The organism is Streptomyces sp. NPDC107498 (genome assembly GCF_055582805.1).
This window is the reverse complement of sequence record NZ_JBVJPE010000002.1, coordinates 78,002-102,874: the sequence shown is the minus strand read 5'-3', so window position 1 is coordinate 102,874 and position 24,873 is coordinate 78,002. Positions and strand designations below refer to the sequence as shown.

Here is a 24,873-nt window from a genome sequence, read left to right as displayed (position 1 = left end):
ATCCATGTCTCCCCACGCAGAACACCGTTTTCCGGAGGGCACCCTACCGGTGGGACGCGTTCCCGGCCGCGTCCGTCGTGGCCTCCGCGTCCGCGAGCCCGGCACGCTCCGCGAGCACGCCCCCGGAAGCGGCTCTCCGCGCCCAACTCCTCCGGCGGGTCGGAGATGTGACGGCGACGGGCACGCGGCGACGTCCCCGTGCGTCCGGGCGCGCGAGGCGGGTCTCGCGGGCGCGGGCGTGTTCCGCGGGACCGAGGGCTTCGGCGCCTCCTCGCCGATCCACGCGCATGCTCACGCAGGCGTGATCGCCGAGAGGCCCTTGCGGAGGTCCTCGGGGTTCATGACCGGTGAGTAGTGGACCTTGGCGCCCATCTCCATGAAGAAGGGCTCCGAGATCTTCGGCAGGTGGGAGGGGTCCTCCAGGTCGAAGAAGAAGTATCCGGTCCGGCAGCCGTTCTCGACGGTGAAGTACGCCGCCTCGGGGCGGAGTTGCTCGAGGGTCTCCTCCACGGTCCTGCCCAGGTTTCCCCGCTTGATGGCCTCGTTGGAGGCCGCGGTGTCCATCTCGACCTTCAGCAGCATGCGCATGGCGCGGCCTTTCCCGACCGGGCGGGCGCTCCGTTCGGGACGCCCGGGGCCCCGGACGTGCTCAGTACCAGCGTCCTCCCTCCCCTCCGGTGGGGCCACTCGGCAGGGCCCTCGGCGAGGCGGTCATCCCGGGCCCAGGTACCGCACGGTCGTTCCGTCGGCGTGCGGGGCCAGGAGGTCCCGGAGTTCGGTCACGGCGGCCTTCAGCAGGGGGCCGTCCCGCCCGGCGTCGAGGGTCTCCAGGACGAAGGTGACGCGGGTGGAGTCCTCGGTGACGCGGGTGCGGTGCGCGTCGCGGTGGTTCCAGTGCCGGGTCAGGACGCCGAGGGCGTCGGCGTAGACGATCTCGCCGGGCCTCGGGTTCTCGACGGTGTCCGGTTCGCCGAGCGGGGTGAAGACCTCGGTGCCGTCGGCGGGACGGATCGAGACCTCGCCGGTGACGTGGTCCAGGTCGAAGGCGCCGGCGGGCAGGCCGTGGCGCACGGAGACGGCGTTGTACGAGTCGACGGCGGGGTTGACGCGCGGCAGGGCGCCCTTCTTCGCGAGGCGGCGGCCGAGCGCGTCGACGCTGGGGCGGACGCGGCGCGGGTTGGTGCCGAAGGACCGGTAGGCGGTGTGCCAGTCCTCGATGCGGGGGTCGGTCTCGTCGGCGGGGCGCCAGGTGCCGTCGGCGAACCGCCGTTCCAGTTCGGTCAGGGCGGCCGCGGTCCGGGGCCAGGGCTCGCGGCCCCGCAGGCCGGTGGCGGTGACCAGGGCGACGAGGGAGCCGGGGAAGGCGTCCGCGACGGTGGGGGCGAGGTGGAAGTCGGTCACGGGGGAGTTCCGTTCGTGCGTGCGGACGAGAGGGGTGCGGTCAGGTCAGCGCCAGGAGGCCGACGGCCACGGCCGCCGTCCCCAGACCGAGGAGCTGGCCCCGGTGGATGCGCTCGGCGAGCACGCCACGGGCGAGCAGGACCGTGCCCGCCGGGTAGAGGGCGGTGATCACGGCGACGACGGCGAGGTCGCCGCCCCGGGCGGCGAGCAGGAAGAGCAGGTTCGCCACCGAGTCCAGCACGCCCGCCGCCGCCGACAGGGCGTACGCGGGCCGCTCGGAGCCCAGCCTGCGGTACAGCACCGCGGCCGCCGCGAGGGTCACGGCCGAGGAGACCGCGCGGCCCACGATCAGCGGCGCCACTCCGCTGTCCGGAGGCGCCTGGTGCAGGAAGACCAGCTGGAGGGCGATCGCGGCGCCCGCGCCCAGGGCCAGCAGCAGCGCCGTACGGGACGGGCGCGCGGTGCCGGAGCCGTGTCCGGCACTGACCAGGACCACCGCCGCCAGGGCGAGCGGCAGCCCGACCAGGCCGGCCGCGCCGAGGCGCTCGCCCTGGAGCAGGCCCACGCCGACGGGCAGCATGGCGGACACGAGCGCGGTCACGGGCGAGAGCACGTTCATCGGCCCGATCGCCAGGGTCCGGTAGAGCAGCGCGAAGGCCGCGGCGGAGGCGACGCCGGACGCGGCGCCCCAGCCCAGGACGCCCGCGTCGAACGAGGCGCCGAGAAAGGGCCAGAGCAGCAGCTCCACCGCGAGGGAGGCCGGCGCCGCGATCAGCACGGTCCGTAGGACATGGGCCTTGCGGGCGCCGAGGCCGCCGAGGAAGTCGGCGCACCCGTAGGCGAGGGAGCTGCCCAGGGCCAGCAGCAGAGCGATCACGGCACATCCCTTACTATGTCATCGGAACGACCAGACCGTACAACGAACCGACCGTGCTGTGTCAACCGAACGACCGGGCGGTGCATTCCATTGCTCCATGAACGCAGCTCCACGACCCCTGCTCCACTCCCGAGAACGGTGATCGGATGGCCGAGACAGAGGCAGCCCTGCGGACCCTCGCCCGCAACGTGAGGACGGCCCGCAACCGCGCCGGCCTGTCCCTGGACGAACTCGGCAGACGGGCCCAGGTCAGCAAGGGCGCCCTGGTGGGCCTGGAGAAGGCCCAGGGCAACCCGAACTTCGCCACCCTCGTCCGGCTCGCCGACACCCTCGGCGTCTCCGTCTCCGCCCTCCTCGAGGGTCCGGCCGAAGGCCGCGTCCGGGTCGTTTCCGCCGACGCCGTCGCGCCGCTCTGGGCCGGAAGGCTGGGCAGCGAGGCCCGGCTCGTGCTCACGACCTCGGGCCCCGCTCCGGTCGAGGTCTGGCGCTGGACGCTGGAACCGGGCGAGGAGTACCCCAGCCACCCCCACCAGGCCGGAGTCGTGGAGACCGTCAGCGTCACCGCGGGCCGGATGACCCTGGTCGTCGACGGCACGGAACACCCCGTCGAGGCCGGGCAGACCGCCACCTTCGACGGCGACGCCGCCCACGCCTACCGCGGCGCGGGAGAGACGACCTGCCACCTGATCATGACCGTCCACCTGCCGCCCGGCCCGACCGCCTGACGCGGCGTCGGCCTCATCGCTCCCGGGCGAGGAAGGCGGGGCGCAGGGACGCGTCCACCGGGTCGTAGTACCGGTGGAAGACCGGAGTCGTGGAGCCGGACACGGGCGGGACGATCCAGCTCCAGTCGGCGGGCGTGGGCCTGCCGTGCCTGCTCTCCCGCGCGATGTGCCGCAGGAAGCGCTCGGACTCGGTGTGATGGTCCGCCATCGTCACCCCGGCCTCCTGGAAGGAGTGCAGCACCGCCACGTTGAGCTCGACGAGCGCCCGGTCCCGCCACAGCGTGCGCTCCGAGGAGCGGTCGAGGCCCAGACGGTCGGCGACCACCGGGAGGAGGTCGTAGCGCTCGGCGTCGGCGAGGTTGCGGGCGCCTATCTCCGTCCCCATGTACCAGCCGTTGAACGGTGCCGCCGGATAGCGCACCCCGCCGATCTCCAGCGTCATGTCGCTGATCGCCGGCACCGCGTACCAGCGCAGCCCCAGTTCCACCGCCCACTCGTGGTCGGGGTGCCGGAGCGGCACCTCCAGGACGGCGTCCTCCGGAAGCTCGTACCACTCCGGTCGCGCGCCCGGGCGCTCCTCCACCATCAACGGAAGCACCTGGAAGGCCTCTTCGGCACGCTTCCAGCCCAGGCTGCGGGCGCGGGCGGTCGGCGAGGCGCCGCGCGGGTCGCCGACCCAGCGGCCCTCGGGGGTGTCGTGCCCGGCGTAGCGCACCAGCTGGTCGTTGACGATCCGCGGCGCGGGGCGCCCCGGCCGGTCGGGGGCGAAGACCGAGATCACCGGGCGGATCCGGCCGCCGTTCCCGGCGATCCGCAGGTGTTCGAAGCAGGCGGCGGCGATGCCGTCGGCCGAGGCGACGTGCCGGAGGTCGCGCACCACGAGGCTGCTCCAGTAGAGCCTGCCGATGCAGCGGGCCGCGTTGCGCCACGCCACGCGGGCGCCGAAGGAGAGTTCGGCCGGGGTGTGCTCGTACGTGCCGGTCCGGTCGATCTCGGCCAGCACCTCGCGGACCCGGCGCTCCACGTCCCCGGCCTCGGGCTGCTCGTGATGGAACTGCCGGACGAAGCCCTCCGCCTCCCGACGGTCCGTCACCTCCGGTGTGCGCGGGTGCGGCGGGGCCTGCCGCGCGTCGGACGGGGGCTCGGACGTGAACGGACAGGCGCTGACGGCGGCGGCCTTGCGGCGGCGACCCAGACTGAAGACCAAGGTGTTCCCTCCCGTCCCCATGACTACCGCACGCGTCCGCACGGTTGTGGAGAGTGGCGGGAGTCCGGGGTGGGAGGGGTGCCGGGCTGATAGGGTGCCCGGCGCCGAGGCCCCGGGGAGGGCCGTCGGCACGACGCGGGGCGAGCCGGTGGTCCCCGCCTCGGATCCAGCCGACGGTCCCCGGCTCAGATCCCCCCGACCCTGGCCGTCGCCGAGAGCTCGTACACCAGCGTGACCGTCCGCCGGCCGCCGGGCGGCAGGGCGACGTCCCAGCGCACGATGCCCTCGGCGTCGACCGCGTCCGGAGCGGGGGAGCAGGCCTCCTCGCGCAGGCGCACCTCCACCGCCGCGACCTCGGAGACGGGGATCCGCTCGCGGAGGACGACCACCCGGTCGTCCCGCTCCCCGGGCGGCGAGAACCGGGACAGGTGCAGCCGGACCGTGCGGGTGACCACGGTCCGCTGGGCGAGGCCCACGGTGTCGCGGGACTCCTCGGCGTGCCGGACCACCCGGTGGTCGTCACGGCTGCCGAAGGCGAGCTCGACGGCGGCGCCGGGAGCCGTGAAGTCCAGCGTGCCGCGGCCGGTGAACCCGCTGCCCCGGACGAGGTCCACCGGGCCGGCGAGCAGCGCGTGGCCGGACAGGTTGTCGAACCGCACCACCTGCGTGACCAGCGGGGAGAGCTCCGGCGCACAGGCGTACTCGCTGTCGGCGGCCGTCGTGAACGCCGAGACCGGCACCCGGTGGGCGCGCCCGTCACCCGGCACGGAGACGGGCGCGGGGGAGTGCAGCACCCGCGCCTCGCCGCCGTCGTCCACGCCCGGCAGGCCGAGCACCGGGGCCGGCCCGAGCGTCGAGATCTCCTCCTCGCGCACCTCGACGTCGATCGCGCGGCGCTCCGCCGACGTCCGGTCCTTGAGCGTCAGCCGGTCCTCGACCAGCCGCGGCGGATCACCGGCCAGGGCCGACCGCGCGGTCGACAGCGTCAGCCGCACGTCCGACCAGTCCTCGCCGGTGCGCTGCCAGACCACCGCGTCCGTCTCCAGCGTCAGGGACTTCCCGTCGAGCACGGCCCGGTAGGCCGGCCGCCACAGCGCGCACGGGGTGAGGTGGCTCAGCCGCAGCCGCGCGGGCCCCGCGGCCCCGGCCTCCACGGTCAGCTCGACATGGGCCACGAGCTCGGCCGGCTCCTCCTCGGCGAGGTCCACCGCCCGGCGGACCTCGGAGAGTTCGGCACCGAGGGCGGTCAGGCGCGCCTCCGCGGCGCGGAGCTCCTCGCCGTACGTGTCGCGCTCGGCGTCCACCCGGTCCAGTTCGCGGCTCCAGCGGGACCCTTCGGACTCCCCGGAACCGGCGCCCTCGCCGATCTCCCGCAGCAGGTCGGCGGCGAGCCGGCCCAGCAGGTCGAGGCGGGTCCGCAGCCGGTCGCGGCGCTGCTCCAGGGAACGGCGCTCCCCTTCCAGGGCGTGGGACCGGTGGCGGAGCGCGGAGTCGTCCTCGGCGGGCGGCACCGGTCCGCGCGGCGTCCAGTCGCGGACGAGCCGCACGTCGAGGACGGCGGCCGGATGCCCGGGGGCGAACTCGGCGTGCAGGGTGCGGTCGACGGCGAGCGCGCTGACCGGCCCGAGGCGAAGGCGCTGGACGCCGGCCTCCAGGTCGAGCACGGCGGTGCGCTCGACGTGGGCGCGGTCCTCCAGACAGGTGACGGCGGTGACGGGGAGGGCGATCGGCCCGGTCTCCGTGGACATGGCGTGTGTCAGCTCCTGCGGTTGCCGTCGACCAGGGCCTTGCCGGCCGGTATGCGGATCTCGTAGCCGCCGTCGAGCACGGCGGTGCCGCCGGCGGGCAGCTCCACCCGCCAGACGCGGGTGCCCGGGGCGTGGGGCTCCGGTGCGGTGCCGTCCTCGGGCACCGTCCAGTCGGCGCGTTCCTCGATGCGGACGTCCGGTTCGGAGGAGACCGGCACCCGCTCGTGGACCTCGACGGTGACCGGCCCCGCGAGGCGGTTGGCCAGCTCCACGTGGACGCGGTGGTCGAGCACGGTCACGTTGTTGCGCAGGCCCGCCGTCGACTCCTTCAGATGGGTGCGGCGGGTGACGCGGACGCCCTCGGCGGGACCGAGGCCCAGTCGGCGGACGCCGCCGGGCGCGAGCGTGGGCAGCGCGGCGGTCAGCAGGAAGTCGTCGTCGACGGTGACCTCCACCGGGCCGGCGAGCAGCGCCTGACGGGTGGTGTTGGAGACCGTGAGGGTGGCGTACACGGTCTGCTCCACGGACGGCACGCAGAGGTGCTCGGTGCCCAGGACGACCGGGATCTCGCCGACGGTGACGGTGTGCCAGGTGCCGTCCGAGGGCACGTCGGCCCGGGCCGGGGCGTCGAAGCGGTGGTCGAACGAACCCGCCGACGCGCGGGGGCGCACCGCGTGGCTGGGCAGCGGCAGCGCGGCGACCGCCTCGGCGCGGCGGCGGTACTCGGCGGCCACCGCGTCGGACGAGGAGCCGGGGAACAGCCGGCCGCGACGATCGCCCGGCTCCTCGGGGCCGGACAGCACCAGGGAGGCGTAGTCGAGTTCGGCGCCGCTCGGCCGCGGCGGGCCCACCGGCGGTGGCGGTGGCGGGGCCGCCGCGCCCGGAGCCCCGGGAGCCGGGGGCGGGGCGGCTGCGACGAAGCCCGCACCGCCGCCACGCGGCGGGCCGCCCGGCGGGGCGGCGCCGAAGGCCGCCGGAGCGGCGCCGTACGCGCCACCGGGCTGCGGCGGCCCGGTGAACGCCGGAGGCGAGAACGGCGCCGGCGCCGGTACGGGGGCGGGCGCCGCCACGGGAAGGGGCACGGAACCGGCCGCGGCGCCCCCGGCCGCGGCGCCCGGCGCACCGCCCCCCACCGCGGAACCGCGGTGGAAGGGCGCCGGGCCCGCCGCCGCGTACCCGGCGAACAGGTCGGCGAGCCCCGTCGGGGGTTCGCGCCAGCCGGACGGCGCGGGCGCGGCCTGACGGCGTCCGATCCGGATCGAGCGGAGCGCCGGCAGGTCGGTGCGGCGCCCCAGGTCGGCCGTGGCCAGGGCGAGGCGCACCCCGGTCCAGTCCTCGCCGGTGCGCTGCGCGACCGACGCGCGCAGCACCAGCCGGCCGCTGCCGTCGCCCCGGCGGTGGGCGAGGCGGTAGGTCGGCACCCAGACGGCACCCGGCACGCCGTACTCCAGCTCCAGCTCCACCTCCTCCGCCTCCCCGGCGCCGCCGAGGGCCAGCACGGCGGAGACCGTCGTCCCGACGTGCGCCGACGGCGCGTCGGTGGAGGCGCGGTCGAGCCTGTCGTGGGCCACCTCGAGCTCGTGCTCGACGAGCCGGAGCGCCTCGTCCAGCTCGACGAGCCGGGCGTGGAGCCCCGTCAGCCGCTCGTCGACGAAATCGGCCAGCTCCAGCCACGCGTCGACCGGGGTGCGGCGGTGCGGATCGTCGCGCTTGCGACCGGGCGGGACCGGGCGCAGACCGCCGACCTCCTCGATCAGGGCACGGTGCCGGTCCCGGCGCGCCTCCGCCGCCGCGCGCGCCTCCTCCAACCGGTCGACCTCGCGCCGCAGGCCGTCGGACCCGCCGTCGGCGCCCGGCTCCGCCTCGACCTCCACGCGCGCCTCGGTGACGCGCGCCCCGGAGGCGCCCAGGACCCGGGCCCGCAGCGAACCGGGGTCCAGCGCGCGCGGCAGCCCCGTCACCCGCACCCGGCCGTCCGGGGGCACGACGCCCCGGGCCAGGCGCCGGCAGAGCGCGCCCCGCGCGTACACCACGACCGAGTCGAGGCTCGACCCCCACCTCGGCACCGTACCGACCGTCATGCGCCCCCCTCTGCCCCGCCCGTGTCGGGGGAAGCCTACGCCTGACCGGTCCGGGCGGTCCCGGGGCGCCGGGGGCACGGCAGGACCGGGACCTTGTCCCGGGAGCGCCGTCGGCTGCAAGATCTTCTCTGCGAGGGGCTCGGGCGGGAACGCGGGAACACGGAAGGAAAGGTCGGACGTCGTGGGGGAGATGACCAAGGGAAGCAACGGGTTCGTTCCGTCGGTGCCGTTGAGGATCGCCGTGCGCGGTGGCGTGGACGCCATGGCGCTGCTGCTGGGCGAGACCGGAACGGTCAGGGGCGACGGGGACGTCGTCTTCCACGGCGCCCCGGTGCACCCCTCCGGGGCCGTCCGGCTGACGGAGGCGGTGCCGGGGGCGGGGCAGGCCGGCACGGCGTGGCTGGAGGTCGGCCTCACCGCCGTCGAGGAGCAGATCACCCGTGTCCTCGTGGTCGGTTCGACGGAGCACGGAGCGATGCGCGACGCCGCCGGGCTGTCGGTGGAGGCCTTCGCACCCGACGGCACGTCGGTGGCGCGGTACGACGTCACGGACGCCGCCGGGGAGACGGCGATGGTGCTGGCCGAGCTCTACCGGCGGGCGGGCGGCTGGAAGTTCCGCGCCGTGGGCCAGGGATGGGTGAGCGGTCTCGCCGGTCTGGCCACGGACCACGGCGTGGACGTGGCCGGCGCGGACGGCACACCGCCCGGCGGAGGCGCGCCGCATCAGGCCGTGCCGCACCCGGCCGTGCCGCAGGCGCCGCCCGCGGTGCCTCCCGCGCCCGTCCCGGCCTTCGCGCCCCCGCCCGCGGTGCCTCCCGCGCCCGTCCCGGCCTTCGCGCCCCCGCCCGCGGCGGTTGCTCCGGTGGCGGTCCAGCCCGTCGGGGTCCCTTCCGGGCCGGTCCCGCACGTGTCGCCGGTTCCCGCCTCCACCGCCGACTGGTGGACGTACGGACCCGTCTTCGAGCCGTACACGGAGACGGGCCGGGACAACGACGTGATCACCGTGGGCGGGCTCCCGCCGGGGCCGGTCGTCGTCCAGCTCGACGTCAGGGGCGACGGGTACACGGGACTCTGGGTGCTCAACCGGCGCAACAAGGAGGAGGAGAACCTCGTCAACAGCACGGAGGACGACTTCCGGGGCCGGTTGCTCGCGACGGTCCCCGAGCACGGGACCCTGCGCCTGAAACTGCAGGCCGAGGGGCCCTGGCAGATCGTCGTGTCGCCGCTGGCGGCGGCCCGGCGCCTGACGGAGGAGGACGCGGAGTTCCGCGGCCCCGAGGTGCTGCTGCACACGGGAGGCGTGGCCGACATGGCCGTCCACTACCGCGGCGACGACAACCTCATCGTCCACGTCTACGAACTCGCGGGGCACGACGACCACACGACCCTGCCGCAGTACGAGAACGTGGTCAACGAGATCGGCAAGCGGCGCGAGACCGTTCCGCTGCCGGAGGGGCCGCTCGTCGTCCGGTTCGAGATGGCGGACGGTCCGTGGCGGGCGCGGCTGAAGCGCCTGCAGCCGCCGACCCGGCCCCTGCCCCCGGCTCCGCCGGGCGCGGCGGAGCCCGTCCCCTTCGCCGCCCCCGGCGATCCGACGTGGCCGGACGAGCAGGCCGGCCCCTCCTCGCGGAAGAACTGGTTCACGCGCGGCCGGGGGTGACCGGAGGGGCACCGCCGTCGGGCCGTCCCGTCACCGCGCGGCGGCCCCCCTCCCGTCGTCCACGGCCCCGCGCCTCATCGGCGCGCGGCGGTGGACGACAGGGCCAGAGCCGCATCGACCTCGGTCGCCAGGGCGACCGGGTCACCGCTCGGCGACGTCGGATAGGCCTGTCGGCCGTGGGCCCAGGCGTCGTCCCTGGCGAACCAGTCGATGGCGACCGGCGCCGTGCCCCGGACGAGCGCCGTGTCGAGGCTCGCGAAGTACGCGGCCCAGCGCGGCCCGTACACGTCCCGCACGAGGCCGTCCCACTCGCGGTTGGCGTAGTCGTGCAGGCCGCCGCTCTCGCTCGGCCCCCGGTCGGCCCAGGTGGTGAGGATCGAGCGGGCGTCGTACTCGAGCCGGTCCCGCTCCTCCGCGTCGGCCCCCCGGGCGCGGGCGTCGGCGAGCCACGGGCCCAGCAGGAAGCGACGGTCGGAGGCGACGAGCCGTCCGAGCAGCTCCTCCGCGGCGTTCCACTCGCGCACCAGCGCCCGGAAGCCCTCCAGGTCCTTTGTCTCGTACGCGCTCCTGATGCGCGGCAGCAGCGTGCGCCCGCGGTTGGTGAGCGCCTGGCGCGCCACGTCCACCACGTCGAAGCGGTACGCGTCCGAGCTCCGCAGCGCCGGAGCCACCCGGAGCAGCTCCGAGAGGGCGCGCTCCACCGTCTCGGCGTCGTACCGCATGGCGGGCGGGCTCCAGCGCGCCGCCTTGACCGCCGTCAGGCTCGGCCGCGCGGTGAAGAGGCTGTCCTGCGGCTCGCTCCACGTGCCGGAAGCGCCGCTGTACGGGCCGAGCCGCAGCGCCTCCCACGCGGCGGCCGCGTGCGGGTCGGCGTCGCCGTAGCGCCGGGCGGCGTACGCGGCGAACCAGGCGCGCTGGTCGACCGGGCCCGGCTCCCAGGCCAGTTCGGTGAGGAGGTCGAACGCGGCGGGGTTCCCGCCGGTGCCCTCCGGAAGGTAGGCGATGCCGCGCAGCGCGCTGTCCGGGCGGGTCAGCCACGCGTGGAAACGGTCCGTCCACACGCCGGTGTTGGCGCCCAGGCTGGTGTGCCCGCCGAAGTTGGCGATCGAGCCGAACGCGTAGGGCGCACCGCCCCACTGCGCCTCGCGGTCGAGCCCCTCGTAACGGTCGGACAGGCCGTCGACGATCAGCAGCCGGCTGCGGTCCACACCGCTCAGGAGCGTCGCGGAGGGATTGTCCTGCCAGCCGAGCATGACCCAGGTGGCCCCGGGGCGCGCGGTGTCCAGGGCCCGCTGCACGGCCGCCGCCGCCCGTGCGACGTCGACCGGTCCGGGGGTGCCGCCCTCGTGCAGCAGGTCCATCTTGAACATGTCGCTGTCACCGAACCGGTGCCGCTGCGCCTGGTAGTAGGCGGCGGCCAGTTCGGCGAAGACGGGACCGGTCGGATCCAGCCAGTCGGGTCGGGCGAACCCGACCCACCTGCCCTGCGGGACGGTGACCGCGCCCGGGTTCCGGGCGGCGAAGTCCGGCGGCACCGTGCCGAAGAAGCCCGGCAGGACGGGCGTCATCCCCAACGCGCGCAGGTGCCCCGCGATCCGGCTCCCCAGCGCCGCCCTGGCCTCGATCAGCTGCTCCGAGACCGGCCCGCCGAAGCCCGACATGTTCTGCAGCAGCCACCAGGCCTGGTGCGCGGGGCCGGGGATCCAGGCGCGCAGCTCCGCCGCGTCGTAGCCGAACCCCTGGAGCACCCGGTAGTACGGGTACTCGGCCCCGGTCGGCACGAAGACCTCGTTCACGCCGTGCAGCGCCATCAGGTCGATGTCGTGCCGGTACGAGGCGAAGTCGCGGTACGCGCCGGAGTAGCCCTCGTCGGTGTCGTTCAGGGCGTAGCGGTGCGGCACGTTCGCCGACCGGGTGATCGTCCCGGGCACCGCGGGGAGCACGGCCGGCAGCCGGCCGACGCTGTCGCCCGGCCAGCCGATGTCGACCCCCGCGACCCGCTCCAGGTACCAGCCCACGCCGGTCAGCAGCGTGGCCGGGGAGGTGCCCCGCACCTCGATCTCCCCCGCCTCTCCGGAGACCGAGAAGTAGTCCCCGGAGCCCGGTTCCTCCACGGGGACCAGGGTGAACTGCGCGGCCCGGGCCGGCAGCAGGCGCTCCAGCCCCGCCCGGGCCGGACCGGGATCGAAGGGGGGCACGGCGGCGGAGGCGGCGCCGACCGGCGGAGCCGGCACGCCGGGCGCGGCGGCGGTCACGACGGCGAGCACCGCGACGACGAGGGTGTTGCGGCAACGACGGATCAGGCGGCTGCCCATCTGGCTCCCTGCTCGAACGGGACGGCGGCCAGGGCCTGTCTTCTCCGATCGGGCCCCGGGGCGACCACTCTCCGACGCCCCGCGCCCCCGGCCGCGCAAGCGGAGCCGGAGGACCGACGGCGCTCATCCTTGCGGGTGCGTGCGTTCGAGTCGAGGGTGCGAGCCGAGCGGGCTTCCACGGGACGGGCCGCCCGGAACGCGACGACCGTTCCGCGGGAGCGGCGCCACGACCGTCCCCGCCGTCCTCCTCGCCTCCGGCCCGCGCCCGCGGCGACGGCCCGTCGACGGGGGCGCGGTGTACCTGACGGCCAGGGGGCCTGGCAGACTTCGGCCCTCTGACGGCAAGCGACTCCTGGAGACCCCATGGCGCAACGGCCCGGTCACACGGCCCGCACGGCCCGCACGAGCGGGTGCGTCCCCCGGCCATCGCACCGGAGCCCGATCGGGACGGCGACGCGATGACCCTGTGCCCGACCCGGCGTGCCGATCCGACCGCGCTCGTCGTCCGCAGTGCGCCCGCCGTGCCCACCGCCGCCGTGCTGCTGCTCCACGGCGGCCGCGCCGACGGCCCCGAGCCGCCGCCCGCGCTCAACCTGCCGGCCCTGCGCATGCGCCCCTTCGCCGCCGCCGTGACCCGGGCCGTCCGGGGCCGGGGGGTGCTGATCGCCGAGGTGCGCTACCGCCACCGCGGCTGGAACGGCGCCCGGGCCGACGCCGCCCGGGACGCCGAGGCCGCCCTCGGACGGCTCCGGGAGCAGGCCGGGCCCGTGCCCGTCGTGCTCCTCGGCCACTCCATGGGCGGCCGGGCCGCCCTCCGAGCGGCGGGCGACCCCGCCGTGCGCGGGGTCGTCGCGCTCGCGCCGTGGTGCCCCGCCGACGAGCCCGTGGACCACCTCGGAGGCCGGCGCCTCTACCTGCTCCACGACGAGACCGACCGGGTCACCTCGGCGCGTCAGTCCTGGGAGTTCGTCCGCCGGGCCCGGGAGGCGGGCGCCGACGCGGCGGGCATACCCATGCCGACGGGCGGGCACGCCATGCTCCGGGGCGCGGACCTCTGGCACCGACGCGCGGCCGAACTCACCGCGGCACTGCTCTCGCACGGCTGAGAACGGCTGAGAGCAACCGCGGCACCGCTCTCGCACGGCTGAGAACGACTCAGAACGGCTGGGAGCAGCCGACCGGTGAGGAGAACGGCGGGGACGGACGGGAAGGCGTGCGTCGGATCAGCGGGCGGCGGCCGGGGACGCGAGCAGCCCCGCGCAGGCCGCCCGGGTCGCCGTGTGCACGGCGCGGGCGAGCCGCGCGCCCCACAGCGACCGCGGTCCGGCGAACGACTCGACGGAGTCCCCGGAGGCGCCCGGCGAGGGCGCGGCCACGCAGACCGCGTCCGTCGGCGTGCCGGAGGCGTCGGCGCCCAGTTCGACCAGGGCCTGCACCTTGGCCTCGGTGGCGGTAGCGACCGCGTTCACGAGCGCGGCGTCCGTGAGCGGCACCGGCACGGACACGACGATGTTGATCGTGCCGGGCCGGGGCGCCGCCACGTCGCCGGCTCCCGGAGCCGCGGCCCAGCCCCGTACCCCGATCCCGGCGGTGACCAGGGCCTGCGCGCCGCCGTCCACGGCGTGCCGCCGGTCCGCGACCGACGCCGCGGTCATGAGCCCCACGCCCGCGCCTTCGAGGCCCGCCCCGGAGGCCAGGTCACGGAGGTGGGCGACGGGATCGAGCCGGGCGTAGCCGGGCGGGACCTGGGCGTTGACGACCCACGCGCGCTCGCCGAGGCCTCCGCCGAGGACGGCGCTCGACACCATGCGGACGCCCGGACCCGGGGCCCACACGAGGAGCGGCCACTCCCGGCCCTGTTCCACGTGGCGGAGGAGCGCGGCGTCGGCCAGCGACGGGCCGGTGAGAAGGGTTCGCGGAAGCACCCCACACCCTAACGCGGGCTCTCGGAGCGGCTCCGGTCGGTCCGTCGCACACTCCGGCCCGGTCCCGCCCCCGATACCGGCCTCGATCCCGCCCCCGCCCCGACGCCGACGGGCGGGGCGGTCCGCTCCCGTGGGAACGCGGACCGCCCCGCCCGTCCGGTGGGCGTCGCGGTGGTGCGGACCGGCCCGTCAGTCCAGGGCGAGCACGGCCGTGAGGGCCGCCCGCACGGCCGATTCCGGGTCCTCCGACGTCCCCTCGGACCGCCAGGCGACGAATCCGTCCGGACGGACCAGCACCGCGCCGTTCACGGTGACGCCGTGGGCCTCCGCCCAGTCCTCGCCGTCCGCGGTCGAGAGCTCCGCGTCGGGCCCGTCGCCGATCCGGTACGAGTCGAGGGGCACCCCCAGACGCTCGGCGACGCGCGCCGCCGCCGTGTGCCAGCCGCCGATGGCCCCCGCCGAACTCAGCAGCACGAAGGACCGCTCGTACAGGTCCAGGGTGGAGATCCGCTCGCCCGCGCGGTCCAGCCACAGGTGCGGCGAACGGCTGCCGGGCTCGCCCGTCAGCCGCAGCCCGTCCGGGACGACCGCCACCGCCGGGTCCGCGCCCAGGACCGCGCCGTGCGGATAGCGGTAGCCCAGCGCGACGTTGAGGATGCCGCCCCGCTTCCCGCCCGGGCCGCCCGCCCCCGGGCCGGGGGTGTACCCCGGGTGGCTGTGCTCGACCGAGCGCGACGAGGCACGGGCGCTGGTCGCCTCCGCGACCGGCCGGCGCTCCGCGTCGTAGGACGCGAGCAGGCCGGGACCGGCCCAGCCGTCCAGTACCGCGGCGAGCTTCCAGGCGAGGTTGTGCGCGTCCTGGATGCCGGTGTTGGAGCCGAAGGCTCCCGTGGGCGGCATCTCGTGGGCCGAGTCGCCGGCGAGGAACACCCGCCCGTCCGCGTACCGTTCGGCGATCCGCTCGGCCGCGTGCCAGGGAGCCCTGCCCGTGACCTCCACGTGCAGGTCCGGCACGCCCACGGCGCGCCGGATGTGCTCCCTGCACCGCTCGTCGGTGAACTCCTCCAGGGTTTCGCCGAGTTCGGGGTGCCAGGGGGCGTGGAAGACCCACCTCCGGGCGTTGTCCACCGGCAGGAGCGCCCCGTCCCCCTCCGGGCTCGTGAGGTAGCAGACGATGAAGCGGCGGTCGCCGACGACGGCCGCGAGGTCGCGCGACTCGAACGTGACGCTCACGTTGTGGAACAGGTCGCCCGGCCCGGTCTGCCCGATGCCGAGCTGCTCGCGGACCGGGCTGCGCGGACCGTCCGCCGCGACGAGGTAGTCCGCCCGGACGGTGGTGTGCTCGCCCGTCTCCCGGCTCTTGACCCGGGCCGTGACCCCCTCGCCGTCCTGCTCGAACGACATCAGCTCCGTCGAGTACCGCAGGTCCCCGCCCAGCTCCCGCGCGGCCTCCAGGAGCACGGGCTCCAGGTCGTTCTGGCTGCACAGGCACCATTCGGCGGGGCTGAACCGGGCCAGGCCGCCGCCCGGGTCGATGTGCCGGAACAGCCACTCGCCGGCGTCGCCCACCAGGGTCGGCGTCTGCAGGATTCCGTTGTTCGACGACAGGGTCTTCGCGGCCTCGTGGATGCGCCCGCGGACACCGGCGCCGCGGAACACCTCCATCGTGCGCACGTTGTTCCCGCGTCCGCGGGGGTGGATCGAGGTGCCCGCATGACGTTCGACGAGCATGTGCGGCACGCCGAGACGTCCCAGGAAGAGCGAGGTGGACAGGCCCACCAGGGAGCCGCCCACGATGAGGACGGGCGTGCGGTGTCCGATCTCACCGGTCGCTTCGCTTCGTTTCATCGATGGCCTCCAGCGTCACCGGTGACGCGGGTCGGGGATGGGATGCACATGCCTGCCCTGTCGAGCCCGGGACCGTGCGCGGTGGCCACCCGAATGACGCGCGGTTCACTCATCCGCCCCGTGGGGCTCGCGTGGACGTCGGGGCCGCGTGAAGGTTCGGTACATGACGACCCCGGCCTTCCCGGCCCGGCGGTCCCTCCCCGCTCTCGCAGACGAGAAAGAGGTGCGCCGGATGACCAGCGCGGCACGCGTATCGCAGTCGGTGTTCGACGGGTCCAGGCTGCGGGTGATCCTGCTGCTCGACCTGTACGACGGAGCCCAGCAGCAGTTCCTCGAGGCGTACGAGGTCATGCGCAGGCAGGTGGCCGACGTCCCCGGCCACATCAGTGACCAGCTGTGCCAGTCCATCGAGAACCCCTCGCAGTGGCTGATCACCAGCGAGTGGGAGAGCGCTCCGCCCTTCCTCGCCTGGGTGAACAGCGAGGACCACGTCGAGGTGGTCAAGCCGATGCACAGCTGCGTCCGGGACACCCGGTCCATGCGCTACAGCATCCTCCGGGAGACCGGCGCACAGCAGCGGCCGCTCGCGTCCGAGACCGCCCCGGGCGAGCAGGTGGCGGCCCGCGTGGGCGACGGGGTGACCCGCCACGCGCTCACCTTCACCGTCAAGCCCGGCTCCGAGTCCAAGGTCGCGGAGCTCCTGGCCGGCTACGAGTCGCCCGAGGCCCAGGTCGACGAGAACACGCGACTGCGCCGCACCTCGCTGTTCATGCACGGCAACCGCGTCGTGCGGGCCGTCGAGGTGGAGGGCGACCTCCTGTCCGCGCTGCGGCACGTCGCACGGCAGCCCGGGGTCCGGGCCGTCGAGGAGGCCATCAACCCCTACCTGGAGCAGGACCGGGACCTCACCGACCCCGAGTCGGCCCGCGTCTTCTTCACCCGGGCGGCCCTCCCGGCCGTGCACCATGTGGTCTCCGCCCGTCCGGAACCGGCCGGCCTGCGGCGCCACGCCCTGTACTACCCGGCCAAGGAAGGCCGCGGTTCGGACCTGGCCCGGCTGCTCGCCCAGCAGGACGCGGAGGCGGCGGTCGACCCCGACAGCCCGGTGTACGGCAGCACCGTCTTCCAGCGCGACGACGTCGTGGTGCGCCTCGTCGACGTCGAGGGCGACCTCGACCTCGATCCCGCCGCCGCCCTCGGCGTCAAGGGCGACCGGAAGGCCAAGGTGCTCGAACGGCTCCTCGACGGTGCCGCGATCGGCGTCGAGGGGCCCCTGGACACCGACCGCAACCTCAACCGGCTGCTGTCGCACGCCGACATGCTGCCCGTCACCGACCGTCGCTCGGCCGGCTCCTGAGGCACGGTCCGGGGCCGGCCCCGCGGCCGGCCCCGGCCCTCGCCGCGGGCCCGCCCGACCGTGCGTCACACGTCATCGCCACACCCGGAGGTATCAACCATGCTCCAGCAGCGTCCGCACATCGTGAACCTGAGCGACACGGAACCCAACCGCAGACGCGGAGGTGACCTGCGGGCCATGCTCACCCCCGCCACCGTGGGCTCCACCAGCGGCTTCATGGGGCTGGCCATCATCCAGCCGGGCGACCGCATCGGCGAGCACTACCACCCGTACTCCGAGGAGTTCGTGTACGTCGTCCAGGGCCTGCTCGAAGTGGACCTGGACGGCGAGACGCACGAGCTCCGGCCGGAACAGGGGCTGCTGATCCCCATCGACGTCCGGCACCGGTTCCGCAACGTCGGCGACGTGGAGGCCCGCATGGTCTTCCACCTGGGCCCCCTCGCCCCGCACCCGAGCCTCGGCCACGTCGACACCGAGGACACCACCACGACGGAACCGCACTCCTGCGACGGCGACCATGGACGGGCGCTGGAGCGGGAGGGGGTACTCGAGTGACCCGGCGCGTGGCCGTCACCGGCATCGGCGTGGTCGCACCGGGCGGCGCCGGCACGGCGGCGTTCTGGGACCTCCTCTCCCAGGGGCGGACCGCGACCCGGGGCATCACCCTGTTCGACCCCGTCGGCCTGCGCTCCCGCATCGCCGCCGAGTGCGACTTCGACCCGTACGCCCACGGCCTGTCCCCGGAGCTGAGCGAGCACAACGACCGGTACGTCCAGTTCGCCGTCGTCGCCGCGGGAGAAGCCGTACGCGACTCCGGACTCGACACCGCCGCCGAGAACCCCTGGCGCGTCGGCGTCAGCCTCGGCAGCGCCGTCGGCGGCACCACCCGCCTGGAGCACGACTACGTCCTGGTCAGCGAGGGCGGGCGACGGTGGGACGTGGACCACCGCGCCGCCGACCCCCAGCTGCACCTGGCGTTCGCGCCCAGCACGCTCGCCGCGGTGGTCGCCGAACAGTTCGGCGCCCAGGGGCCGGTGCAGACCGTCTCCACCGGCTGCACCTCCGGCCTCGACGCCGTCGGCTACGCCTTCCACACCATCGAGGAGGGCCGGGCGGACGTCGTCATAGCGGGGGCGTCGGACTCCCCGATCTCCCCGATCACCATGGCGTGCTTCGACGCCATCAAAGCCACGTCGCCCGACAACGACGACCCCGAGCACGCCTCCAAGCCCTTCGACGACCGCCGCAACGGCTTCGTCATGGGCGAGGGCGCGGCGGTCCTCGTCCTGGAGGAGTACGAACACGCCAGGGCCCGCGGCGCGCACATCTACTGCGAGATCAGCGGCTACGCCACCTACGGCAACGCCTACCACATGACCGGTCTGACCGGCGAGGGACGGGAGATGGCCCGGGCGATCGACACCGCGCTCGGCCAGGCCAGACTCGACCCCACGGCGATCGACTACGTCAACGCGCACGGCTCGGGCACCCGCCAGAACGACCGGCACGAGACCGCCGCCGTCAAGCGCTCCCTGGGCCCCCACGCGTACGACACGCCCATGAGCTCCATCAAATCCATGGTGGGCCACTCGCTCGGGGCGATCGGCGCGATAGAGGTCGCCGCCTGCGTGCTCGCCCTGAAGCACCAGGTGGTCCCCCCGACCGCCAACTACGAGATCCCCGACCCCGAGTGCGACCTGGACTACGTGCCGCGCACCGCCCGCCCCCGGAGGCTGAGGAACGTGCTCTCCGTCGGCAGCGGCTTCGGCGGCTTCCAGTCCGCCGTGCTCCTGACCGGGCCGGGCGGGAGGAAACGATGAGCACACAGCGGCCACGGCGGGCGGTCGTCACCGGCATCGGTGTCATCGCCCCCAACGGACTGCGCACCGACGCGTACTGGAAGTCCGTCCGGGAAGGCCTCGGCGTACTCGGACGGATCACCCGCGAGGGCTGCGAGCACCTGCCCCTGAAGGTCGCGGGCCAGGTCGAGGGCTTCGACGCCTCGGCCCTCATCGACGAGCGCTTCCTCGTCCAGACCGACCGCTTCACCCACTACGCCATGGCGGCCGCCGCGCTCGCCCTCGACGAGGCCGGCCTGGCCCGCGAGGACGGACCCGAGGACCCCTTCTCCATCGGCGTCGTCACCGCCGCCGGCTCGGGAGGCGGCGAGTTCGGCCAGCGCGAACTGCAGAAGCTGTGGGGACAGGGCTCCAAGTTCGTCGGCCCGTACCAGTCCATCGCCTGGTTCTACGCCGCGAGCACCGGCCAGATCTCCATCCGGCACGGCTTCAAGGGCCCGTGCGGGGTGGTCGCGAGCGACGAGGCCGGCGGCCTCGACGCCCTCGCCCACGCCGCCCGCGCCGTCCGGCGGGAGACCGACGCGGTGGTCGTCGGCGCCGCGGAGGCCCCCCTCGCCCCGTACTCGATGGTGTGCCAGCTCGGCTACCGGGAGCTGAGCACCGTCGACGACCCGGACCGCGCCTACCGCCCCTTCACGGCCAAGGCGTGCGGCTTCGTCCCCGCCGAGGGCGGCGCCATGCTCCTCGTCGAGGACGAGGCCCGCGCCCTCGACCGGGGCGCGACCGTACGGGCCACCGTCGCCGGCCACGGCGCCACCTTCACCGGCGCCTCCCGCTGGCAGGAGTCCCGGGAGGGACTCGCCCACGCCATCCGGGTCGCCCTCGACGAGGCCGGCTGCGCACCGGAGGAGATCGACGTGGTCTTCCCCGACGCCCTCGGCGTGCCGGAGGCGGACCGCGCCGAGGCCCTGGCGATCGCCGACGCACTGGGCGCGCACGCCACGCGCGTCCCGGTGACCGCCCCCAAGACCGGCTACGGCCGGGCCTACTGCGGGGCACCCGTCCTGGACACCGCGGCCGCCGTGCTCGCCATGGAACACGGCCTCGTGCCCCCCACCCCCAACGTGTACGACATCGACTGCGACCTCGACGTGGTCATGTCCGCGGCTCGGCCCGCCGAGCTGCGCACGGCCCTCGTCCTCAGCAGGGGACTCATGGGATCCAACGCGGCGCTCGTCGTGCGCCGCGGTGGCGGACTCGCCCGGTAGGACCGGGCGGGGAAGGAGAAACGCACATGATCACCACCGAACTCACCTTCGGCGACCTGGCCGCGCTGATGAAGCAGTCGGCCGGCGTCACCGTCGACCCCGCACGGCTCGAAGAGGCCCCCGAGACCCCCTTCAGCGGCCTCGGCGTCGACTCGCTCGGCCTCCTCGGCATCGTCGGCGAGCTGGAGAACCGGCACGGCGTGGCGCTGCCCACCGACGCCGAGCGCTGCAAGACGCCGGCGGAGTTCGTCGCCCTCGTCAACAACACCCTCGCAGGAGTCTGACGTGTCCGGACACACCGACAACAGCATCACCATCGGCGCTCCCTTCGACCTCGTCTGGGAGATGACCAACGACATCGAGAACTGGCCCCGGCTCTTCAGCGAGTACGCCTCCGTCGAGGTCCTCGAACGGAAGGGCGACACCACCAGGTTCCGCCTGACCATGCACCCCGACGAGAACGGGACGGTCTGGAGCTGGGTGTCGGAGCGCACCACGGACCGCGAGAACCGCAGGGTCCGGGCCCGCCGCGTCGAGACCGGGCCGTTCGCGCACATGGACATCGTCTGGGAGTACGAGGAACTGCCCGGCGGCGTCCAGATGCGGTGGGTCCAGGACTTCGCGATGAAGCCCGACGCCCCCGTCGACGACGCGTGGATGACGGACAACATCAACCGCAACTCCCGCACCCAGATGGCCCTCATCCGGGACCGCATCGTGCAGGCCGCCGACGAGCGGCAGGGCGCGCCGGTCACGCCCGCCTGACGGCCACCGGGCAGGACCGTTCGAGGAAGGAAACCGATGCACCACGCTCTGATCGTCGCCCGCATGGCGCCCGGCTCGGCGCCCGCGATCGCGGACGTGTTCGCCGACTCCGACCGCGGCGAGCTGCCGCACCTGGTGGGGGTCGCCCGTCGCAGCCTGTTCCAGTTCGGCGACGTCTACCTGCACCTCATCGAGTCCGAGCAGGACCCGGCGCCGAACGTCGCCAGGCTGGTCGGACACCCCGAGTTCCGCGGCGTCAGCGAGCGTCTGTCGGCGTACGTCAGCGCGTACGACCCGACGACCTGGCGCGGACCCAAGGACGCCATGGCGCACTGCTTCTACCGCTGGGAGCGGGACGCCGGCTCCTGAGCCGGGAACCCGGTGAAACCCAGGCCGCCCGCCCCGCGTCAGACGCGGAGCGGGCGGCCTGGGTTTTCCGGCCCCGTGGGCCGCCCGGTCAGGCGGGCACGGTGCACTCGAAGGCGTGGAGGTACGCGTTGACCGGACGGATCTCGCCGATGACGAGCCCGGCGTCGGTGAGCCGCTCCACCATGCTCTGCCGGGTGTGCTTCGCACCGCCGACGTTGAGCAGCAGGAGCAGGTCCATGGCCGTCGTGAACCTCATCGACGGGGTGTCGTCCACGAGGTTCTCGATGACGACGACACGGGCCCCGGGCTCCGCGGCCTTCCGGACGTTCGCCAGCGTCCTGCGCGTGCTGTCGTCGTCCCACTCCAGGATGTTCTTGATGATGTAGACGTCGGCCCTGACCGGGATGTCCTCCCGGCAGTCACCGGGTTCGATCCGGACCCGGGGGGCCAGCGAGCCGCTCTCCCGCAGCCGGGGATCGGCGTTGCCGACCACCGCCGGCAGGTCGAGCAGCGTGCCGTGCAGCGCGGGGTGCTTCTCCAGGAGGCTCGCCAGGACGTGGCCCTGGCCGCCGCCGATGTCCACGACGGAGGAGGCCCCGCGCAGGTCGAGCAGTGCGGCGACGTCCTCGGCCGACTGCCTGCTCGACGTGGTCATGGCCCGGTTGAACACGTGCGCCGACTCGGGCGCCTCCTCGTTGAGGTACGAGAAGAACTCCCGCTCGTACACGTCCTCGAAGACGTTCCGGCCGGAGCGCACCGCCTCGTCGAGCTTGGGCCAGACGTCCCAGGTCCAGGGCTCGGTGCACCACAGCGCGATGTAGCGCAGGCTGTGCGGGTCGTCCTCGCGCAGCAGACGGGACATCTCCGTGTGCGCGAAGGTGCCGTCGGGCTGCTCGGCGAACACGCCCTGGCAGGACAGGGCGCGCAGCAGCCGCCGCAGGGTCCGCGGTTCGGTCTTCGCCGCGGCCGCGAGGTCCTCGGCGGTCATGGGCGTGTCGCCCAGGGCGTCGGCCACGCCCAGGCGGGCGGCCGCGCGCACGGCGGCGGCGCACGCCGCGCCGAAGACGAGTTCTCTCAGCCGCATGGGCGGCGGGGGAGCGGGATCGACGGTCGTCATCTGTTTCGCCTTGCCTTTGCTGTCGTGCCGTACGGGTGGGGGTGGGGGAGGGGCGGTCAGCACATGCCCGCGGGCTGGGAGACGCCGCAGGTGTTGCCGCGGAAGGTGTTGGTCCTGCCGGTGTCGCGGTCGGCGAGGTCGGCGGCGCCGTTGCGCAGCGCCACGTTGTCGCGGATCTCGATCCGCTCGTTGGGGACGCCCACGAAGCTCTTGAACAGCACGATGCCGCCCGACATGGGCGAGTTGCCCACGTTGTCCTCGACCCTGTTGTGCGCGACGACGGTGTCCTCGGCGCCGGTGAGCACGATGCCCGAGCCCTGGAGGGCGGGCAGGCGCGGGGTCTTCGGGCACAGCTTGTTGTTCCCGTGGATGTCGTTCCGCCGCACGGTCATCGCCCCGGCGCGGGGCGTGGACTCGTCGCCGACGACGAACACGGCGGCGCAGTTGCCGGTCGCCTCGTTGTGGTCGACGGTCAGGTTGCGCAGGCGCCGCACGGTGATGCCGATCCGGTTGCCGGACACGCGGTTGCCGCTGACGACGGTGCCGTGGGTGTCGGTGGCCCCTCCCTCCTCGGTGACGGTGTTGGCCAGGAAGAGCCCGGCGTCCCCGTTGTTCCGGGCGACGTTGTGCCGCAGCACGCCGCGCACGGAACGCTCCTGGGCGATGCCCCAGGTGCCGTTGGACTCGGCGGTCACCCCCTGGACGCGCAGGCGGTCGGTCCACCGGGCCCACAGGCCGTTCTTGGCGAAGCCCCGGAGGGTCAGCGAGCGCACGGTCACGTCCTCGACGGGACGGGCCTCGGTGCCGGTGACACAGACGCCGTTGCCCGCCAGGGCGCACGCGTCGGCGCCGGGGGTGCTCGCGGGCACGAGGACGGTGGGGAAGACGCTCGAACCGCGGAGGGTCAGGCGCGGGGTGGTGATGCGGACGCTCTCGCGGTACGTGCCCGGGGCGAGGAGGACCGTGTCGCCGGGGCGCGCGGAGTCCACGGCCTTCTGGATCGATTCGCCCGGCTTCACCCGGTGCACCGACCCGCTGTGGGCCGACGGCGCGGCTGCGCCGAGCCCCGAGGTCGTGAGGGCCGCGGTGCACGCCAGGAGGGCGATCTGTCGTTTCGTCATATCGCGAAGTTATGAGCGGGTGTTCCGGCCCGCCACCGCTGATCCCCCGGTCGTGCCGGAGCCGCCGGAGGGCCCCGGCGCGGAGGCGCACCGGCACTGGGCCGTTCGCGTGCGGGGCGGGTTCACCCGTGGGGCGGTACTCCCACCGCGCTGACCTGCCGCGACGGGCGCGCCCGGCGGCGGGCGCGAGCCCGACCGGAGGACGGCCGAACGCGGTCCCCGTGTTGCGGGGACCGCGCGGCGGCCTTTGCCTCGTGCACGGAGCACAGCACAGGTGCCGCGCGAAGGAGCCGGCCGGAGAGCTCCACCGAAGGAGAGAAGCATGCGTCGCGCACGTACCGGTCTGCAGGTCGGCCTGATCGTCGGCGCCGTCGTCCTGTCCGCCCCCACCGCGTTCGCCGCCGCCGGTGAACCCGAGGTGCGGATCACGCCGTCGGACGCGTCACCCGGCACCACCGTCACCGTCACCACCACCGCGTGCGGTGAGGAGACCTACGGCAAGGGGGAGTCGGACGCGGGCGGCGGGTTCCACCTCCTGCCGGGCGATCGGGCGGGTGTCCTGGTGGGCGAGTTCGTCGTCCCGGACGGCGCCGTCTCCGGCACGGACACGGTCACCCTGAAGTGTCCGCCCCGGATCAAGCAGACCGCCACGTACCGCATCTCCGGCCGGCCCCACGGCGGCGTGGAGGCGGGGTTCGGCTGGGCGGCCGGCGCGGCGGGCCCCGCCGGGGGAGCCGCGTCGGACCCGACGGGCACCCCGCTCGCGTCGGACCCGACGGACGCCCCGCTCGCCCTGGGCGGCGTCCTGCTGGCCGGCGCCCTGGCGGGCGGGGCGGTCCGGCTGCGCCGACGCGCGAAGGGAGCCCGTACCTCCGCCTGACCGCCGGGCCTTGTCCCCGGCAGGGAGTGGCCGTCATCCGGATGTCCGGGTGGCGGCCACTCCCTTGTGCCGCAGACGCCAGAACGTGATCGGTTCCTTGCGTTTCCATACGGCAGTCAGTCGCTTTTCTTTACCTGGAATGACCGGTGGAGGCCGTCCTTCCAGCAAGGTCACACGGCGAACCCGAACTGACTATGCTCCCCGATGTGTTGCGGAGCGCTCACAGCGAGTCATGAACGCTGCGAGCGCACGGACGGAGCGCGGCGCACAGGAGAAGCGGCCATCGGCACGTTCTCGAAGCGACCCGTCGGCGCACCGCACCACCTCGGTCCGTTCGTTCCAGACTGTTGAGGGACCCCCTGATGGTTCGTGCAGGTTCACTTTCCAGACCCCGGTCGACCGCCATCGCC

General features: G+C 74.7%; 22 protein-coding genes and 1 pseudogene. 12 read left to right on the top strand and 11 right to left on the bottom strand.

The window, feature by feature from the left end; translation table 11 throughout:
* Nucleotides 1–205: 205 nt before the first annotated feature.
* Nucleotides 206–283, top strand: a pseudogene (locus ACZ66Z_RS03700) (DUF190 domain-containing protein); the annotation flags it as partial.
* Between the two features lie 8 nt (nt 284–291).
* Here ACZ66Z_RS03700 and ACZ66Z_RS03695 read toward each other — a convergent pair.
* The 3 genes from ACZ66Z_RS03695 to ACZ66Z_RS03685 all read right to left on the bottom strand — a co-directional run bounded on the left by ACZ66Z_RS03695 (nt 292) and on the right by ACZ66Z_RS03685 (nt 2,278).
* Nucleotides 292–588, bottom strand: coding sequence for a hypothetical protein (locus ACZ66Z_RS03695; RefSeq protein WP_469932355.1), 297 nt, complete (start codon nt 586–588; stop codon nt 292–294).
* A 123-nt stretch (nt 589–711) separates the two neighbouring features.
* The gene (locus tag ACZ66Z_RS03690; protein WP_469932354.1) at nt 712–1,401 is read right to left on the bottom strand and encodes a B3/B4 domain-containing protein; all 690 of its coding nucleotides are present in this window, start codon (nt 1,399–1,401) and stop codon (nt 712–714) included.
* A 40-nt stretch (nt 1,402–1,441) separates the two neighbouring features.
* Nucleotides 1,442–2,278, bottom strand: coding sequence for an EamA family transporter (locus ACZ66Z_RS03685; RefSeq protein ID WP_469932353.1), 837 nt, complete (start codon nt 2,276–2,278; stop codon nt 1,442–1,444).
* 146 nt (nt 2,279–2,424) lie between these two features.
* Here ACZ66Z_RS03685 and ACZ66Z_RS03680 point away from each other — a divergent pair, with 146 nt between their 5' ends.
* A complete protein-coding gene (locus tag ACZ66Z_RS03680; RefSeq protein WP_469932352.1) occupies nt 2,425–3,003 on the top strand; it encodes a helix-turn-helix domain-containing protein in 579 nt (192 codons plus the stop codon).
* 13 nt (nt 3,004–3,016) lie between these two features.
* On the opposite strand, the gene ACZ66Z_RS03675 is transcribed toward ACZ66Z_RS03680, so the two are convergent.
* The 3 genes from ACZ66Z_RS03675 to ACZ66Z_RS03665 all read right to left on the bottom strand — a co-directional run bounded on the left by ACZ66Z_RS03675 (nt 3,017) and on the right by ACZ66Z_RS03665 (nt 8,039).
* On the bottom strand, nt 3,017–4,210 hold the full coding sequence (locus ACZ66Z_RS03675; RefSeq protein WP_469932351.1) for a nitric oxide synthase oxygenase: 1,194 nt from the start codon (nt 4,208–4,210) through the stop codon (nt 3,017–3,019).
* A gap of 185 nt (nt 4,211–4,395) precedes the next feature.
* A complete protein-coding gene (locus tag ACZ66Z_RS03670; protein WP_469932350.1) occupies nt 4,396–5,958 on the bottom strand; it encodes a mucoidy inhibitor MuiA family protein in 1,563 nt (520 codons plus the stop codon).
* Nucleotides 5,959–5,966: 8 nt separating this feature from the next.
* Nucleotides 5,967–8,039, bottom strand: coding sequence for a DUF4139 domain-containing protein (locus tag ACZ66Z_RS03665; protein WP_469932349.1), 2,073 nt, complete (start codon nt 8,037–8,039; stop codon nt 5,967–5,969).
* A 190-nt stretch (nt 8,040–8,229) separates the two neighbouring features.
* Here ACZ66Z_RS03665 and ACZ66Z_RS03660 point away from each other — a divergent pair, with 190 nt between their 5' ends.
* Entirely contained in the window at nt 8,230–9,699 is a 1,470-nt protein-coding gene (locus tag ACZ66Z_RS03660) for a TerD family protein (protein WP_469932348.1), read from the top strand.
* 74 nt (nt 9,700–9,773) lie between these two features.
* On the opposite strand, the gene ACZ66Z_RS03655 is transcribed toward ACZ66Z_RS03660, so the two are convergent.
* On the bottom strand, nt 9,774–12,014 hold the full coding sequence (locus tag ACZ66Z_RS03655; protein ID WP_469932347.1) for an alpha-N-acetylglucosaminidase: 2,241 nt from the start codon (nt 12,012–12,014) through the stop codon (nt 9,774–9,776).
* A gap of 458 nt (nt 12,015–12,472) precedes the next feature.
* Between ACZ66Z_RS03655 and ACZ66Z_RS03650 the strand changes: the two genes are divergently transcribed.
* Entirely contained in the window at nt 12,473–13,120 is a 648-nt protein-coding gene (locus ACZ66Z_RS03650; RefSeq protein ID WP_469932346.1) for an alpha/beta fold hydrolase, read from the top strand.
* A 117-nt stretch (nt 13,121–13,237) separates the two neighbouring features.
* Here the strand turns inward: ACZ66Z_RS03650 and ACZ66Z_RS03645 are convergent, their stop codons facing one another.
* Nucleotides 13,238–13,939 (bottom strand): adenosylcobinamide amidohydrolase, encoded by a 702-nt coding sequence (locus ACZ66Z_RS03645; protein ID WP_469932345.1) that lies wholly within the window; start codon nt 13,937–13,939, stop codon nt 13,238–13,240.
* 189 nt (nt 13,940–14,128) lie between these two features.
* Nucleotides 14,129–15,787, bottom strand: a complete 1,659-nt coding sequence (locus ACZ66Z_RS03640; RefSeq protein WP_469932344.1) for an FAD-dependent oxidoreductase — start codon at nt 15,785–15,787, stop codon at nt 14,129–14,131.
* 232 nt (nt 15,788–16,019) lie between these two features.
* Between ACZ66Z_RS03640 and ACZ66Z_RS03635 the strand changes: the two genes are divergently transcribed.
* The 7 genes from ACZ66Z_RS03635 (at nt 16,020) to ACZ66Z_RS03605 (ending at nt 21,345) form a co-directional block, all read left to right on the top strand.
* Entirely contained in the window at nt 16,020–17,144 is a 1,125-nt protein-coding gene (locus tag ACZ66Z_RS03635; protein ID WP_469932343.1) for a SchA/CurD-like domain-containing protein, read from the top strand.
* 99 nt (nt 17,145–17,243) lie between these two features.
* Nucleotides 17,244–17,699, top strand: coding sequence for a cupin domain-containing protein (locus ACZ66Z_RS03630; RefSeq protein WP_469932342.1), 456 nt, complete (start codon nt 17,244–17,246; stop codon nt 17,697–17,699).
* Nucleotides 17,696–18,964, top strand: a complete 1,269-nt coding sequence (locus tag ACZ66Z_RS03625; RefSeq protein ID WP_469932341.1) for a beta-ketoacyl-[acyl-carrier-protein] synthase family protein — start codon at nt 17,696–17,698, stop codon at nt 18,962–18,964. The genes ACZ66Z_RS03630 and ACZ66Z_RS03625 overlap by 4 nt, the downstream gene beginning before the upstream one ends.
* Nucleotides 18,961–20,211, top strand: a complete 1,251-nt coding sequence (locus ACZ66Z_RS03620) for a ketosynthase chain-length factor (RefSeq protein WP_469932340.1) — start codon at nt 18,961–18,963, stop codon at nt 20,209–20,211. The genes ACZ66Z_RS03625 and ACZ66Z_RS03620 overlap by 4 nt, the downstream gene beginning before the upstream one ends.
* Nucleotides 20,212–20,237: 26 nt before the next feature.
* On the top strand, nt 20,238–20,495 hold the full coding sequence (locus ACZ66Z_RS03615; RefSeq protein WP_469932339.1) for an acyl carrier protein: 258 nt from the start codon (nt 20,238–20,240) through the stop codon (nt 20,493–20,495).
* A 1-nt stretch (nt 20,496) separates the two neighbouring features.
* Nucleotides 20,497–20,976, top strand: coding sequence for an SRPBCC family protein (locus ACZ66Z_RS03610; RefSeq protein WP_469932338.1), 480 nt, complete (start codon nt 20,497–20,499; stop codon nt 20,974–20,976).
* 36 nt (nt 20,977–21,012) lie between these two features.
* Nucleotides 21,013–21,345: a TcmI family type II polyketide cyclase gene (locus ACZ66Z_RS03605; protein WP_365223534.1), complete on the top strand. Its 333-nt coding sequence runs from the start codon at nt 21,013–21,015 to the stop codon at nt 21,343–21,345.
* A gap of 88 nt (nt 21,346–21,433) precedes the next feature.
* Here ACZ66Z_RS03605 and ACZ66Z_RS03600 read toward each other — a convergent pair whose 3' ends face one another.
* Complete coding sequence (locus ACZ66Z_RS03600; RefSeq protein ID WP_469932337.1) at nt 21,434–22,462, bottom strand: methyltransferase; 1,029 nt, start codon at nt 22,460–22,462, stop codon at nt 21,434–21,436.
* Nucleotides 22,463–22,518: 56 nt separating this feature from the next.
* Nucleotides 22,519–23,583: a right-handed parallel beta-helix repeat-containing protein gene (locus ACZ66Z_RS03595; protein ID WP_469932336.1), complete on the bottom strand. Its 1,065-nt coding sequence runs from the start codon at nt 23,581–23,583 to the stop codon at nt 22,519–22,521.
* A 322-nt stretch (nt 23,584–23,905) separates the two neighbouring features.
* Between ACZ66Z_RS03595 and ACZ66Z_RS03590 the strand changes: the two genes are divergently transcribed.
* Entirely contained in the window at nt 23,906–24,463 is a 558-nt protein-coding gene (locus ACZ66Z_RS03590) for a sortase (protein WP_469932335.1), read from the top strand.
* The last annotated feature ends 410 nt before the right edge of the window (nt 24,464–24,873 follow it).

Bases quoted from the DNA above. Each gene is read 5' to 3' on its own strand.
- ACZ66Z_RS03605 (WP_365223534.1), top strand. From the start codon at position 21,013: ATGCACCACGCTCTGATCGTCGCCCGCATGGCGCCCGGCTCGGCGCCC.
- ACZ66Z_RS03635 (WP_469932343.1), top strand. From the start codon at position 16,020: ATGACCAGCGCGGCACGCGTATCGCAGTCGGTGTTCGACGGGTCCAGG.
- ACZ66Z_RS03680 (WP_469932352.1), top strand. From the start codon at position 2,425: ATGGCCGAGACAGAGGCAGCCCTGCGGACCCTCGCCCGCAACGTGAGG.
- ACZ66Z_RS03655 (WP_469932347.1), bottom strand. From the start codon at position 12,014: ATGGGCAGCCGCCTGATCCGTCGTTGCCGCAACACCCTCGTCGTCGCG.
- ACZ66Z_RS03620 (WP_469932340.1), top strand. From the start codon at position 18,961: ATGAGCACACAGCGGCCACGGCGGGCGGTCGTCACCGGCATCGGTGTC.
- ACZ66Z_RS03665 (WP_469932349.1), bottom strand. From the start codon at position 8,039: ATGACGGTCGGTACGGTGCCGAGGTGGGGGTCGAGCCTCGACTCGGTC.
- ACZ66Z_RS03650 (WP_469932346.1), top strand. From the start codon at position 12,473: ATGACCCTGTGCCCGACCCGGCGTGCCGATCCGACCGCGCTCGTCGTC.
- ACZ66Z_RS03640 (WP_469932344.1), bottom strand. From the start codon at position 15,787: ATGAAACGAAGCGAAGCGACCGGTGAGATCGGACACCGCACGCCCGTC.
- ACZ66Z_RS03595 (WP_469932336.1), bottom strand. From the start codon at position 23,583: ATGACGAAACGACAGATCGCCCTCCTGGCGTGCACCGCGGCCCTCACG.
- ACZ66Z_RS03630 (WP_469932342.1), top strand. From the start codon at position 17,244: ATGCTCCAGCAGCGTCCGCACATCGTGAACCTGAGCGACACGGAACCC.
- ACZ66Z_RS03670 (WP_469932350.1), bottom strand. From the start codon at position 5,958: ATGTCCACGGAGACCGGGCCGATCGCCCTCCCCGTCACCGCCGTCACC.
- ACZ66Z_RS03590 (WP_469932335.1), top strand. From the start codon at position 23,906: ATGCGTCGCGCACGTACCGGTCTGCAGGTCGGCCTGATCGTCGGCGCC.
- ACZ66Z_RS03660 (WP_469932348.1), top strand. From the start codon at position 8,230: ATGACCAAGGGAAGCAACGGGTTCGTTCCGTCGGTGCCGTTGAGGATC.
- ACZ66Z_RS03615 (WP_469932339.1), top strand. From the start codon at position 20,238: ATGATCACCACCGAACTCACCTTCGGCGACCTGGCCGCGCTGATGAAG.
- ACZ66Z_RS03695 (WP_469932355.1), bottom strand. From the start codon at position 588: ATGCGCATGCTGCTGAAGGTCGAGATGGACACCGCGGCCTCCAACGAG.
- ACZ66Z_RS03600 (WP_469932337.1), bottom strand. From the start codon at position 22,462: ATGACGACCGTCGATCCCGCTCCCCCGCCGCCCATGCGGCTGAGAGAA.